The following is a 12,858-nucleotide window of genomic DNA, read 5'->3' as shown; positions in this document are numbered from 1 at the left end:
CAGAGTTTAATCTAGCGTCTTCGGTCTGAACGATTCTCCGTTCGCACTCCTCAGAGCATTCTTGATAGCATTAAGAAATTTCTCCGGATCTTTGATTGAAATGTGGACGCGCCTGTGCTGTTCCGAGGAATCCAGCCCGGAAATCGTCAGGTCACAAGAATCTTCTTGATACCTTATTTCATGAAGTTGCCTTAGGTGCATCCGCACTGTTCCAATGCTGTCCTTCGACCCAAATATTCCAGTCTCTGATGCTAGCCGAACCGCTAGTAACTTTGGTACCTCGGCGGACAGCCAACACCATCGGTTCTAGAGCCGTAAAGGCACGACCCCTCGCTGTGAGATCGCCTTCTCAATTTCGCCGGCAAGGCGATTTGCCATTTCCGCAAATTCAGCGCGTCGTTCGGTACGGATCGGATCGGGCAGCTCCTCCATGGTTTTGATCGCCCGTTCAGCGGCTACAAGATCACTGCACAATTCTCGAAAGGTTTCGTCGCCAACATAGAGCTGCTGAATCTGTAAGGAGCATGCTGGGTACCTGCGCAAAGCCGCAGTTAAGTCATCCTGATCGTTAATACTTCCGGTCCGCGTGTTCATTGCTTCCTCCATTGAGAGGCAACTAGCCAATAGTATATTGCGTTTTATCCGCTAAAGGACGTAAAATACTGTAGAATACGGCGTCCGGTAAATGTGCCGAAGGTTGCTGTTTTTGGGAGAACGACGTGTTAGACGTTGTTCAAAACCGGGCATCGGTAGATTCGCAACCTCTACCTACAAATGCCGAAATCCTTGCGCAGCTTGATCGAATCCGATCGAGCAGTGAATTTGACGTGCCAGACCGTGCCAGGCAATTCCTCACTTATGTTGTAGGGGAAGCGCTTGCCGGTCGCGCAAATCGAATAAAGGCCTATTCAATCGCAGTCGAGGTCTACGGCAGAAGCGGTTCGTTTGACCCACAGATGGATCCAGTAGTTCGGATCCAGGCCGGACTGATCCGGCGAGGGCTTGAGCACTACTACCTCGTTTCCGGCCAGGATGACTCTATAGTCGTAACCATGCCCAAAGGCGGCTACGTGCCGGTTTTTTCGCGACGAGATGAGGCAATTCCTTCCCCCGCCGACGGTTTTACGACAACTCCTCCAAAGCAGTTCGCAGCCGTTCGGGGACGTGCACCACCCTGGCTGTGGCTAATTTTCGCTGTAGCGACTTTCATGGGATTGGCCCTGTTCGCTGGGAGCTTACTCCGCTTTGGTTGGCCCGATAGCTTTAGCGTCACGGGCGGGCAGGCTGGTCCCGACATTCCGAGATTGGTGATTAAACCGTTCGAGGACCTCTCCGGCACCCAGGATTCGGCGATTATAGCCCAGGGTTTGACAGACGAGGTCATTGGTCAGCTGGCAAAATTCAAGGAGATTGTCGTTGTTGCCGGCAACCCAAATGGCGTTTCGAGTGTCGCGGGAGATTTCCAAGCACTCTTTGCTCTGGAAGGACGCGTCCGTGTTCACGGTGAAAAGGTCCGGCTGAACGCAAGACTCATTAACCGAACGGACGGAGCTGTCGTCTGGACAAACAATTTCGATAGCATTGTCCAAGTCCAGGACCTGCTTCAACTCGAAGCCGACATAGCGCGGGCGGTAGCCACAGCACTAGCACAGCCGTACGGAATAATTTTCCAGACGGATGCCGCCGACCTTGCGCAGTCGCCGCCCGATGACCTGGAGGCATATAAATGTACACTGGCCTACTACCGCTACCGGACTAATCTCAACCCTCAGACGCATATGTCCGTGCAGAGTTGCTTGCAACGCGCGGTCGAGCGTTACCCCAGCTTTGCGACCGCCTGGGCCCTGCTTTCTTTGACCTATCTCGACGAACTTCGCTTTCGATACCGTCTCAATTCGACGACCCCATCGCTTGACCTTGCAACTGACGCGGCAAGACGGGCGATCGAACTTGATCCGCAAAACGTTCGAGCGCTTCAGGCCGAAATGCTGAGTCGCTTTTTCCGCGGCGAAATTGCGGCGGCATTGGAAGTTGGCGCACGCGCGCATGCCCTCAATCCCAATGACACCGAACTGGCGGGGGAGTATGGCCATCGGCTCGCCTTGTCAGGGCAATGGAAGCCAGGTTGCGAACTGATCGCTTCGACCGTCACCCGCACTCCTGGGCCGTCAGGGTATTTCGAGTCCGCGCTTGCTGTCTGCGCTTACATCGACAAGGACTATATAACCGCCGAGCGATGGGCGAGATCAGCGGACGTTCGTGTCAACCCAATTTATCATGTCATATTGACAGCCATTCTCGGGCAGCTCGGCAAAACCGAGGAGGCCCGCACGGAACAGCAATGGTTCGAAACGCATGCTCCGACCTTCCTCGACAATATTCGAAACGAAATCGCAGTTCGGCTCCTTCGCCGCGAGGATCAAATGCATTTCATAGATGGGCTGAAGAAAGCGAGGCTTTCAATCCCTGACGAGTGACACGCTTTAGCCGCGCAGCCACGTACAGTTGCGCTCCATGTATATTACATGATGCTACGGGTGCTCCACATCGGTACAGACTATGGTTGCTTCGTTGAAACGGTCGTGAGGAAAATTCTGCTGCGAATAAGCAGTCAGATCAGAACGTTTCGTGGAGCACGGACAAATGATAGTCGCCACAAGCCAGAGGTCCAAGCCATGACCTTGTCTATCCCCGTTTTCAGGAGCCTGAGGGGATATCGAGCCAGTTGGCTGCCGAATGATATTTCGGCCGGGCTTGCCGTGGCCGCAGTTGGATTGCCAAGTGCCATCGCCTACCCGGCGATTGCGGGCCTGCCTCTGGAGACTGGCCTCTATGCAAGCATAGCGGCTCCAATAGCCTATGCCTTGTTCGGCCCTTCACGGATTCTTATTGTTGGCCCCGACGCTGCGACCATGACCGTGCTGGCAGCGGCCGTAGCATCGATCATGGCGTCCCTGCCAGCGGACGCATTGGTGGACCGGACCACGATCGCATCTCTAATAGCCCTCGTTGTCGGGGGAATATGCCTGGCGGCGCGCCTGTTGCGTCTCGGCGTAGTGGCAACCTTCCTTTCGCGACCTATTCTTGTTGGTTTCTTCGCCGGCGTTTCCGTATCGATTATCGTTGGACAGATTAGCCGCCTGACGGGGGTGGCGATTCAATCGGAGGGGCTCGTAGCGCCATTCCTGGAACTCATCAACAAGAGCGCGACCATCCATTGGCCTTCGCTTCTGCTTGGGTTGTCCATGTTCATTCTTTTGCAGGGTGTCAGAGCTTCGCGCCTGCCCATTCCAGGTCCAGTCATTGTTGTCGTGGTTTCGGCCATCCTTTCGGTCCTTCTCAATTTCCGGCAGATGGGCATCGCCGTTGTCGGCGACATCCCCTTTGCGCTGCCATCCCTTTCGATACCCTCTGCAGCCGGACTTCCACTGGATCAAATCGTGCTCGGCGCAGCAGCCGTCTTTCTGGTGAGTCTTGGATCAGGCATTGTCGCGGCCCGCAGTTTCGCAGCACGATCTGGTGAACATGTCGACGCCAATCAGGAATTGATCGGGCTGGGTGCCGGCAACATTGCCGCTGGCCTCTTTGGTGCATTTCCGATCAGCGCGTCGGACTCTCGGACGGCGATCTGTTTATCGGCAGGTGGAAAATCTCAGGTGGTCGGGCTTGTCTCGGCTGCAGCTCTGATAGCTACGCTACTTTACTTTAATGAAGCGCTGCGGATTCTCCCCATCCCTGCACTTGGTGCTGTTCTTTTAGCAGCGGCCATCAGCCTAATCGATATTGCAGAGTTGAGGCACATCTGGCGCATCAGCCGCGCCGAGTTCATTTTTGCGCTTATCACAATGTGGGGAGCCATAAGCTTCGGTGTGCTTGCCGGGGTCGTCGTTGCTATCGCCGCCACGCTGATCCACCTGGTGCGCCAGATGATGTATCCGCGCGACGCGCTACTCGGCCGCATTAATGGTCATGACGGCCTTTATAAACTGCACCGCTTTCCTGATGCCCGCCCAATCCCAGGTTTCGCCCTCTATATGATCCAGGGCAGCCTCTTGTTTTTCAATGCCGACTACGTTCGGGAGCGCATACAAACCATTGCCGCAAGTTTACCTGCCGGAACCCGCTGGTTCGTTATTGACGCAAGTGCCATTGCCCAGATCGACAGCACTGCCGTAGCCATGCTCGATGATATTAGAGTGGACCTTGCAGCGGACGGGATGACCCTAAGCATTGCCGAGTTGCACGCGGAGGTGAAAACCATTCTCGAACGGAGCGGCGTGATTGAGCGCATTGGCGCTCAGTATGTTTTCGAAGATGTCGAGGATGCGATACGCGGCTTTGGTGCCGAACAGAATGGACTTTGCCAGCGGGCGACAGCAACGTCGGCAGAACTTCAAGTGCAGACACCAGAGGGAGGATATGATGAACAAAAACAATGATACATTGCGAGAAGAGGATCATGTCGAGTACGAGAAGCTCGGCAAGGACCGCTATAATAAGCAAATGAAAAAGCTTCAGATCGAGCTGGCGCATTTGCAGGCGTGGGTGAAGAAATCGGGAACTCGCGTAGTAATCATATTCGAAGGCCGTGATGCAGCTGGAAAAGGCGGCATGATTAAGCGGATCACAGAGCGGGTGAGCCCGCGCGTGTTCCGTGTTGTTGCCCTTCCTTCGCCAAGTGACCGAGAGAAATCGCAGATATTCATCCAGCGCTACATTCAATATATGCCCGCTGCAGGCGAGATCGTGATCTTCGACAGGAGCTGGTACAACCGCGCAGGCGTTGAGCGGGTCATGGGATTCTGTTCCGAAAAGAAAGCGCGACGCTTTCTTGAGGTCGCCCCCCGCTTTGAGGCAGCGATCGTTGAAAGCGGCATCATATTGCTGAAGTATTTCCTTACCGTCAGTGAGGATGAGCAGGAGCGCCGATTTCGCCGTCGCATCGACGACCCCTTGCGCCAGTGGAAACTCAGTCCAATGGATGTCACATCGTATCAACGCTGGTGGGACTATTCACGCGCTTACGACGAGATGCTTAGGATGACCGACAGTCCCAATGCGCCCTGGTGGATTGTTCCGTCCGACGACAAAGAGCGAGCGCGCATCAACTGTATTTCGCACATCCTCAAGTCGATCCCTTACGAACGAGTGAAGTTTGACGAGCCGGACCTCGGCAAGCGGCAAAAGCGGCCCGCCGACTATGTTGCTTCGGAGATTACCCCAAACGTGGTTCCTGACGTGTCTTAAAGGAGATACTTGCCAAACGTAAATAGTCCAAGAGAAGGATCAAGCAGATGCCAGAGAAGAAAGAAGGCCTGGATTTGAACGCGATGCCCCCAAGCGCAGAGGAAATACGCAAGGAAGTCATTCGGCGTGCGAGGGAGGAAGATGAAAAGAAAGAGAAAGCAAAGAAAATTCAAGAGAGTAAGGCTGCCGACTTCGCAGAAGATTTTCTCAAGAATCATGTCAGCGAAGCGGACGTTTTGGCGGTTCGCCGACGTGTGGCGAACGCTGTCGAGGCGGGGAAATTCGAGGCTATGGTCTATAGCTTTTCATCGGACCTTTGCTCGGACAGCGGTCGCGCAATAAACAGCGGCGACAAGGACTGGCCGGAAACGCTGCAAGGCAAGGCAAAGGAGTTTTATGATCGCTATCAAAAACTTGCCAAGCCGCAGGGTTTCAAGCTCAAGGCAATGATCATTAGTTTCCCTGGCGGAATGCCCGGCGACGTCGGCTTCTTCCTGAACTGGGGTTCCGATCACGTTTGAGTTTGGCACCCGACAAACTTGTGGAAGGAGCGCGCTATGCGGGTATGGACGCTATTGATAGTCTTCTTCATCGCGTCGCCGGCGAGTGCAATGACCGCAGCAGACCTCTTGGCCGCGGAAAAGCGCTTTGCGACAGGATACATTTTCGGAGCCATCGAATATCAAGTTGGCATACCAGTTAACGACAATTTTGCCAAACGTCGTGAAGAAATCCGGAAGTGTCTGCTCGACGGAAAATTCATGTCCGATGCCCTCTATACCAAAGTGACCACATTCATTCGACGTCACCCCGGAACACTTCCAAACAGTGCGATCGGAGCGATATTACAGGCAGTGAACGATATTTGCCCAGAAGCCGGGAGGTAGAAAATGCTGACCGTTGCGCTTGAGAAAACCAGTAAGAGGGAAAGCTCGAATCTAATGGTTTGCTTGGTTGGGTTATCGGTGGAAATAATTTCCACAAGAAGCCTGCTCATTCGGATAATCACTGCCTTGACCCTCGTCCTTAGCGCGGGCTTCGGTAACCTTGCGTTGGCAGAAGAGCCGACCTTCGCCAAACTTCAGGCCATGTGCAGAGACAGGAAAGTTGAGCTGAACCACGGTTTTTGCATCGGGTTCGTTCAAGCTATCGCCCTGCGTGTTGCAAACGAAAACAAGAATTGCACACTTCTTCAGGAATACATTGACAGCCCAAACGCAAATTTTGTGTTTGCCGATTTGATAGCCGATCTCAATCCGCAGGAATATTCCGGTAGCGCACTCACATCCGTGGAAAAATTTTTGCTCAACAGGGGGTGCACCTAAGTGATGGGAGAGTTGCCGATACTCATTGAATGTCCGTTTTGCGCCTCGAAGAAGGTGTTCAGTTGATTGCGAGCTACGCCCGAAAGCCGTCGTTCGTTCAGCTAAGTGGTCGCGGCCATGCGCATTCAATTCAAACGGCTGGAACGCAGTCAGAAAGCGCCGGCCCGGCCGACACATAAATATGTTGTAGGCGCATCCGATCTGGACGCATCGCCAGCCTCGCTCCAGCGATCAACGAGTATGGCACCTCTCGGGCGCACGCCGACGGCTCGACCAAGCAGCCTGCTTGATCTTCTTCGAAAGCTGCGGTCATTGAGCTAGGACACGCATTGCGGGGTGGTCCAAAGACGTCGCTGAGGGACCTAGCCGTCGCCTTGGGCAATGAGCGCGGCATGTACGGACGCGCGATCTAACGGCCATCGACGTCCCTCCCTGCTACAGGACCGCATGTGTAAAGAGGGCCTCCTTGTCAAGGTCGGCTATGACCTGTATCGCCCAGCTGCTTGCCGGGAAGTTTAGGCGATGCCCCGTCGGCTCGCATCATGCTGACAAAATCTGTCACTGCCCTGCGCTATATGTGTTTCATCCACTCAACAAAGGAGAAACACGATGAGCAATAACACTAGCCCCGCACTCCAGGTCGCTTTGGCCTATCACAACGCTTGGAAGAATCTCGACCATGCGACGGCCATGAAAGTCGTCGCAGACAACGTGGTCTCTGAAACTCCATTCGGCCCCATCGAAGGCGGCGCCGCACTGCACAAATCGGAATCTGAGTTCGCCGGCATGCTCAAAGGAGCAACGATGGTTGCCGCGTTCGGCGACGAGAAGACGGCGCTCCTCATGTACTACACCCACACCCATCCCGTCCCCAGCGTCCTCTCCGCGAAGTACTTCACGGTCGAGAACGGGAAGATCACAGGGATCAAGGCGCTCTTCGACAAGAGTGTGTTCGGGGCTCAGTGAACTGGTCCATCCGCGCTGAACTACACCTTTGAAGGAGAGTACCCCATGATTACCATTACTGCTGCGACGGGCCGCTACGGGCGGCTCGTCGTGGATGCCTTGCTCGGTCGCGGCGTTCCGGCCAACGAGATCGTTGCCGCCGTGCGCAACCCGGCGAAGGCGGCTGACCTGGCCGCCAAGGGCGTTCAGGTCAGCGAGGCGGATTACGACAGGCCCGAAACCCTGAAGGCCGCCTTTGCCGGCGCCGACAAGCTTCTGCTGATCCCGTCCGCCGACTTCGCCGAGCGATATCCGCAGATGGTACGTGCGGTCGAAGCTGCGATCGACGCCGGCGTCGGACTCGTCGCCTATGCGAGCTTCGTCAACACCGACACCAGCACGCTGCGACTCGGCGAAGCGCACAAGGCTGACAGAGGCCTTCATCCGCGATTCCGGCCTGCCCTACCTGATGCTGCGCAACGGGGCCTATATCGAGGTCTACGCCGGCGATCTGGGCGGCATGGATTATGCCCTGAGCACCGGCACGCTTATCGGATCGGCGGGCACGGGGAAGATTTCCGGTGCGAGCCGTGATGATCTGGCCGAAGCGGCTGCCGTCGCGGTGACAAGCAAGGATCAAGCCGGAAAAGTGTACGAGCTGGGCGGGACGGTATGGACGAAAGCCGATCTGGCCGCAGCAGTTTCACAACTCACAGGCAAGCCGCTCGTGTACCAGGATTTGCCTGTTGGGGCTTACGTTCAGGCGCTCACGGGAAGCGGCCTCCCGCGTTTTCTAGCTGAAATCATTGCTGACGCGGGCTTCGCTACGACGGCGACTGGTACACCGACAGCACTGACTTGCCGCGTTTTCTGGGACGGTCGAGCACGCCGCTGATCGATGTCGTCGCCGCCACACTAAAAAGGAACGGCCTGCTATGAAGCGGATTCAGTATCATCAATATGGCGGCCCGGAGACTATGAAGCTCGAGGATTTCGAGCTTCGCTCGCCGGGCAAGGGCGAGGTTGCCGTGAAGGTCAATTTCGCCGCCATCAATCCAATCGACTGGAAAGTACTCAACGGTCACCTGAAGATGGTGACTGGGAAAAAGTTTCCTCGCGCCTTTGGCAGCGACTTTTCGGGCACGGTGATTTCGGTTGGTCCAGGCGTTACCCGCTTCCAGGTGGGTGACACCGTGTTCGGGTCCGCCCAAATCAAGGATGGTGGCGCGCTAGGCGAGGCTGTGATGGCGCCAGAGACCTTTCTTGCCAGGAAGCCGGCCTCTGTGTCCTTCGAGGAAGCTGCGTGCCTCGGAACCCCTGGAATAACGGCGTGGAATGGTCTCGTTGACAAGGCGCACCTGCAGGCAGGCGCTCAGGTCTTCATCAACGGCTGCACCGGCGGGGTCGGCGAATCCGCCGTCCAGATCGCGCGGATGCTTGGGGCTAAGGTCTCGGGAAGCTGCGGTGCGCAGCAGATGCAACGTGCCCAGGAGATGGGGCTGTCCCGCATTTACGACTACCGAACGACCGATGTCTCCAAGATCAACGAGAGGTTCGACGTCGTGTATGACACCGCCGGAACCATGACGGTCGCGACAGGGCTCGGCTTGCTCCGCAAGGGTGGGGTGTATCTGGACATCAATCCGACGCTGGGCAAGTTTATTCGCGCGATCTTCAACCGAAGGCTCAAGCCAATCGTCTGCACCGCGAGGGCGGACATCCTGGACGGCCTTGCCCGCGCGGCAGGCGAGGGGGCGCTTCGGCTCCCGATCGCCGAGACCGTTCCGCTCAAGGATACAATCGCGCTGGTCACCGCCCTCGAACAGGGGCGCAAACTGAACGGCAAAGCTGTCGTGTCGATGCCTTGAGCAAGCCCCTGCCAAAATTTGTCATTGGCTGGTAGAATAGTCTCATGTCCAAGAGCAATCGGCTTTTCGATCTGATGCAGATGTTGCGCCGGCACAATGGTCCTGTGCCGGGCATTGATCTTGCGCGTGAGGCCGGCGTTTCCTTGCGAACCATCTATCGCGACATCGCCACCCTTCAGGCGATGGGAGCAGATATCGAGGGAGAACCAGGCTTTGGCTACGTGCTGAAGCCTGGCTTTCTGCTTCCGCCGCTCATGTTCTCCCAGGAAGAGCTTCACGCGCTGACGCTCGGTGCGCAGTGGGTCGGTCGCCAGACGGACGACGGCCTGGCCTTCGCCGCCCAGAACGCGATCGCGAAGATTGGTGCGGTGCTGCCAACAGAATTGCGGCACCTACTGACCGACAACGCTTTTCATGTCGGCCGCAACAGGCCCGAGACACCGGCCGTAGATCTGCGGATCGTCCGTCAGGCCATGCGCGAACAGTTCAAGCTTCAGATTGGCTATCGCGATCCAAAGGGCAACGAGACGTTGCGTGTCATCTGGCCGATCATATTGGGCTTCATCGAGTCGAAGCGCTTCGTGGCCGGCTGGTGCGAGCTTCGGGAGGATTTTCGGACGTTCCGAGCGGATCGGATCGAGCGCGCTGAACTCCTTGAACAGCGCTATCCGGGTCGGCGACGTGACCTCGCCAAGCGGTGGCGAGCGCAAGTAGCCGAGGAAGCCGCAAGATCGCCAAGCGTCGCTAAACCGGTCGGCTAGCATGTGGCCTTTCGCAAGGAGCAACGTTGGATCGAGGTGGGAAAAAATCGCGCGCTGGCGCGCGCTGCATCGCACCTTAGCGTTGAAAAGGCGTCAGCTTATGCGGACCGGCAAGAAGCCAGTCAGCGACCGATATTGGGTCGTTTGCCGAATGTCCGCTTCAGACAACTGTGTTTCGAAAGCGGACATGCTGCTTTCGGCCCCATTTGGCCGGCGAGATGACTGTGCACAATGGCCGCTTCTGGCGCAAAGCGGACATTCATTTTGATTGATTGTTGGCAATCCAGCTTGGTATGCGCTACTAGCAGCGCGGGCGCGACTGCCATTGGATTTAGAATGGGGTCGGGCGGGCGATTGACGTCTACCTCGCTGCCACGAACGAACGTGACCGCCCTCTGTTGCCCTGCGCCTTGGTGAAAAACTCAAGCTGAAAGCATGTCCACGCCAACCTGCGTAGCTCGCGGTCGGTCCCAAAGAAACCCTGAGTTCGAGACCGCCAATTTCGACGCAAGCGAAAGGTCGCGCGCGACAACGCCTTCGACCCCAATCCGGCCCGGGCTGAGTAATTCGACTACTGGCGCATGATCCGACTATCACCCGCTGGAGCTTCCATCGCCTCACGAAATTTCGCGACAGAACCTTTAAATCGGATTACCTTAGTTTGCGTAGGATATGTCGCGCTCAACTGGATTGAAACATCCGCGAGCTGCCCCTCCTCCATTCAGCACGAGATCACGGGGCGTCAAGTCCGGCGCTGGGGTTAAACCCCAGTTCTCAATCAATTGGGCGCCCCGCATCCGCAGACAAGGGAGGAACCAATGAAACCCATAAACCTGATCATAATCGGTGCACCCGCCGCGGCGACGACACTGGTCAAAGCGGCACTTCTCTCCGGCGTTCTCATGGCCTTTGCCCCCGGAATCGTTCTCGGGCAGCCGATCGAAAAGAAGGGGACCACGCCCTACGTGACGCACTTCATTTTTCGGCCTTTGATGAACATTGACATTGCCGACCTCGGTACGGCCACTGCGCTGGAGGCGGTCGGCACCACCGAAAACATGAAGGGAGAGAAGATGTTCGACAAGATGTCAGCCCATTGCACAGCGCTGAGCGTTGCGTCGGGCGACAAGAAATATATCGACGGCGCCTGCGTGCTGGCCGATAACGACGGTGACAAGATTTTCTCGACCTTTGATACTCGCGACGTTGACAAGTCGCAGCCAGATATGGGTTGTGGCACCCATATCATCACCGGCGGCACCGGCAAGTACGCGGGAATTACTGGTAGCGAGCCATTTGCTTGCATAGCCATGCCGGCACTGTCTGGTCCCGGAGGCTACACTGCGATGGACATCCCGCATAACACGACCTGGGAAATCAAATGACAGGAAACGCTATACCAGCGACGGACCGACCGCTGATGGGGCAGCGGTCGGGGTGCCGTGACCGGTCGAGAACCCGTGAAGCTCTTCCCCTGCACTCGGCGAGTATTCCCTGTTCCTAGGTCCGCCAGACAGCTAGCGCTGCGTACCCACGCAACCAACATGCTAGTCGATGGGGTTTTGGCGGAAGAATTCGCCAACAAGCCAACTGTCCAGATAGGCTCGCACTTCCACGATCCGGTTACCGGCGAAGCGGCAGACCCAACAGTAGCGATTGTCGAACCGCATGCCATTTTGTGCCCTGGCCATTGATCGCAACTCGACGATAGCCCAATCGCCGTCCATCAGCACATTCTTCACGGTGAGCTGCGTGCCTTCGGGTAGGACCCTGCCGAGTTTGGTAAACGTCCCAGCCAAAAAGTCTTGCTTTGAGTTATAGTGACCGGCAAGCGGATGCGTCCCCTCGACCGTCCAGTCAACATCGTCCGCGACCTGCTCGAAAAATTTCTCACCATCACCTTGTTCCAAATGGGCAAACAGCGCCGTCACTTCTTGCTTGTTCATCATCGTTCCCTCCCCCTCAGCAAAATTGCTGCACTGGCGGCCGTTGCAAACATTGAAATCGGTGACCAATCGTATCTTATCTAGTCAGCAATGGCTGCGCCAGGGCGCGATTGGCTCACACGACCGTCGAACTCTTTGATCAGGACTTCCGCGTACGGATGTGCTCGTATTTTTCTCCATCCAGATTACAAGGTTTTGTGCGTTGAATTACCGCTATTGGCGGCGCGAAGCGGGCATTGCGTCGGTCTTATGCCGCAGGGGTGAGTTGTCTCGGCTCGAACTCAACTGGCGTCATGCGTCCGAAGATATCAATCAGTGTGGCGGCCTCAGTCTATCTCGTCAACGCTTTGCAGCCCCGACTGAACACCGCCAACAAAACTGTGATTTTGCCGAAATGGGATTAGCGGTTAGGCTGGCTGTGCATCACAAAATCTAGGAGTTGGACGATGAGAACAATTCTCATACTTGCCGCTGCTTTCGGTTTTACCGTGTCGGCCGCCTCGGCCGACTGTTCCGGACATACCGCCTCTGTTGACAAAGAGATGACAACAGCAAGTGTTTCGAAAGACCAGACACCCATTCCTTCTGATGCCCAATCAGTCGAGAAGGAACTGCCGCAACAGGAAGCGGAATAGCTCGAGCTCCAAGGAATGTGACCCATAGGATGCGGTCGGTAAAACCGCGAGTTGCTGCAACTCAGATCATCCGGGAATGGCGGCGCAAAGGGGACATTTATGGAGGTCTTAAGCCGCGGGCTTGATCTGTC

General features: G+C 56.2%; 15 protein-coding genes. 13 read left to right on the top strand and 2 right to left on the bottom strand.

What is annotated here, in order from left to right; all coding sequences use genetic code 11:
- Nucleotides 1-306: 306 nt before the first annotated feature.
- Nucleotides 307-594, bottom strand: a complete 288-nt coding sequence (locus tag BLM14_RS18610) for a hypothetical protein (RefSeq protein WP_100000743.1) — start codon at nt 592-594, stop codon at nt 307-309.
- 125 nt (nt 595-719) lie between these two features.
- Between BLM14_RS18610 and BLM14_RS18605 the strand changes: the two genes are divergently transcribed.
- From BLM14_RS18605 to BLM14_RS18555, 12 genes are all read left to right on the top strand, one after another.
- Complete coding sequence (locus tag BLM14_RS18605) at nt 720-2,477, top strand: hypothetical protein (RefSeq protein ID WP_100000742.1); 1,758 nt, start codon at nt 720-722, stop codon at nt 2,475-2,477.
- 198 nt (nt 2,478-2,675) lie between these two features.
- Nucleotides 2,676-4,439, top strand: coding sequence for a SulP family inorganic anion transporter (locus BLM14_RS18600; protein WP_100000741.1), 1,764 nt, complete (start codon nt 2,676-2,678; stop codon nt 4,437-4,439).
- On the top strand, nt 4,423-5,247 hold the full coding sequence (ppk2, locus tag BLM14_RS18595; protein WP_100000740.1) for a polyphosphate kinase 2: 825 nt from the start codon (nt 4,423-4,425) through the stop codon (nt 5,245-5,247). The genes BLM14_RS18600 and ppk2 overlap by 17 nt, the downstream gene beginning before the upstream one ends.
- Before the next feature lie 47 nt (nt 5,248-5,294).
- Nucleotides 5,295-5,768: a histidine kinase gene (locus tag BLM14_RS18590; RefSeq protein ID WP_100000739.1), complete on the top strand. Its 474-nt coding sequence runs from the start codon at nt 5,295-5,297 to the stop codon at nt 5,766-5,768.
- Between the two features lie 90 nt (nt 5,769-5,858).
- Entirely contained in the window at nt 5,859-6,134 is a 276-nt protein-coding gene (locus BLM14_RS18585) for a hypothetical protein (RefSeq protein WP_133123934.1), read from the top strand.
- 3 nt (nt 6,135-6,137) lie between these two features.
- A complete protein-coding gene (locus BLM14_RS31890; RefSeq protein ID WP_237143409.1) occupies nt 6,138-6,572 on the top strand; it encodes a hypothetical protein in 435 nt (144 codons plus the stop codon).
- A gap of 609 nt (nt 6,573-7,181) precedes the next feature.
- Nucleotides 7,182-7,538 carry a nuclear transport factor 2-like protein gene (locus tag BLM14_RS18575; RefSeq protein ID WP_064245432.1) on the top strand — a complete coding sequence of 119 codons (357 nt, stop codon included), beginning with the start codon at nt 7,182-7,184 and terminating at the stop codon, nt 7,536-7,538.
- 45 nt (nt 7,539-7,583) lie between these two features.
- Nucleotides 7,584-8,111 (top strand): NAD(P)H-binding protein, encoded by a 528-nt coding sequence (locus tag BLM14_RS31885; RefSeq protein ID WP_237143408.1) that lies wholly within the window; start codon nt 7,584-7,586, stop codon nt 8,109-8,111.
- A complete protein-coding gene (locus BLM14_RS31880) occupies nt 8,038-8,412 on the top strand; it encodes a Rossmann-fold NAD(P)-binding domain-containing protein (RefSeq protein ID WP_237143407.1) in 375 nt (124 codons plus the stop codon). The genes BLM14_RS31885 and BLM14_RS31880 overlap by 74 nt, the downstream gene beginning before the upstream one ends.
- A 40-nt stretch (nt 8,413-8,452) precedes the next feature.
- Nucleotides 8,453-9,385: an NAD(P)-dependent alcohol dehydrogenase gene (locus BLM14_RS18565; RefSeq protein ID WP_100000737.1), complete on the top strand. Its 933-nt coding sequence runs from the start codon at nt 8,453-8,455 to the stop codon at nt 9,383-9,385.
- 44 nt (nt 9,386-9,429) lie between these two features.
- The gene (locus tag BLM14_RS18560) at nt 9,430-10,146 is read left to right on the top strand and encodes a helix-turn-helix transcriptional regulator (protein ID WP_100000736.1); all 717 of its coding nucleotides are present in this window, start codon (nt 9,430-9,432) and stop codon (nt 10,144-10,146) included.
- Nucleotides 10,147-10,964: 818 nt separating this feature from the next.
- On the top strand, nt 10,965-11,531 hold the full coding sequence (locus BLM14_RS18555) for a hypothetical protein (RefSeq protein ID WP_100000735.1): 567 nt from the start codon (nt 10,965-10,967) through the stop codon (nt 11,529-11,531).
- 162 nt (nt 11,532-11,693) lie between these two features.
- Here the strand turns inward: BLM14_RS18555 and BLM14_RS18550 are convergent, their stop codons facing one another.
- Complete coding sequence (locus BLM14_RS18550; protein ID WP_237143406.1) at nt 11,694-12,161, bottom strand: nuclear transport factor 2 family protein; 468 nt, start codon at nt 12,159-12,161, stop codon at nt 11,694-11,696.
- Nucleotides 12,162-12,538: 377 nt separating this feature from the next.
- On the opposite strand from BLM14_RS18550, the gene BLM14_RS18545 reads away from it, so the two are divergent.
- The gene (locus tag BLM14_RS18545) at nt 12,539-12,727 is read left to right on the top strand and encodes a hypothetical protein (RefSeq protein ID WP_100000734.1); all 189 of its coding nucleotides are present in this window, start codon (nt 12,539-12,541) and stop codon (nt 12,725-12,727) included.
- Nucleotides 12,728-12,858: the final 131 nt, after the last annotated feature.

Origin of the sequence: Phyllobacterium zundukense, from assembly GCF_002764115.1 — a bacterium.
GTDB lineage: Bacteria > Pseudomonadota > Alphaproteobacteria > Rhizobiales > Rhizobiaceae > Phyllobacterium > Phyllobacterium zundukense.
This window is presented reverse-complemented; position numbering and strand designations above follow the sequence as displayed.

Excerpts from the sequence above, each read along its gene's own strand:
- BLM14_RS31885 (WP_237143408.1), top strand. The coding sequence starts at position 7,584 with ATGATTACCATTACTGCTGCGACGGGCCGCTACGGGCGGCTCGTCGTG.
- BLM14_RS31890 (WP_237143409.1), top strand. The coding sequence starts at position 6,138 with ATGCTGACCGTTGCGCTTGAGAAAACCAGTAAGAGGGAAAGCTCGAAT.
- BLM14_RS18610 (WP_100000743.1), bottom strand. The coding sequence starts at position 594 with ATGAACACGCGGACCGGAAGTATTAACGATCAGGATGACTTAACTGCG.
- BLM14_RS18590 (WP_100000739.1), top strand. The coding sequence starts at position 5,295 with ATGCCAGAGAAGAAAGAAGGCCTGGATTTGAACGCGATGCCCCCAAGC.
- BLM14_RS18575 (WP_064245432.1), top strand. The coding sequence starts at position 7,182 with ATGAGCAATAACACTAGCCCCGCACTCCAGGTCGCTTTGGCCTATCAC.
- BLM14_RS18555 (WP_100000735.1), top strand. The coding sequence starts at position 10,965 with ATGAAACCCATAAACCTGATCATAATCGGTGCACCCGCCGCGGCGACG.
- BLM14_RS18600 (WP_100000741.1), top strand. The coding sequence starts at position 2,676 with ATGACCTTGTCTATCCCCGTTTTCAGGAGCCTGAGGGGATATCGAGCC.
- BLM14_RS18545 (WP_100000734.1), top strand. The coding sequence starts at position 12,539 with ATGAGAACAATTCTCATACTTGCCGCTGCTTTCGGTTTTACCGTGTCG.
- BLM14_RS31880 (WP_237143407.1), top strand. The coding sequence starts at position 8,038 with ATGGATTATGCCCTGAGCACCGGCACGCTTATCGGATCGGCGGGCACG.
- BLM14_RS18585 (WP_133123934.1), top strand. The coding sequence starts at position 5,859 with ATGACCGCAGCAGACCTCTTGGCCGCGGAAAAGCGCTTTGCGACAGGA.
- ppk2 (WP_100000740.1), top strand. The coding sequence starts at position 4,423 with ATGAACAAAAACAATGATACATTGCGAGAAGAGGATCATGTCGAGTAC.
- BLM14_RS18565 (WP_100000737.1), top strand. The coding sequence starts at position 8,453 with ATGAAGCGGATTCAGTATCATCAATATGGCGGCCCGGAGACTATGAAG.
- BLM14_RS18560 (WP_100000736.1), top strand. The coding sequence starts at position 9,430 with ATGTCCAAGAGCAATCGGCTTTTCGATCTGATGCAGATGTTGCGCCGG.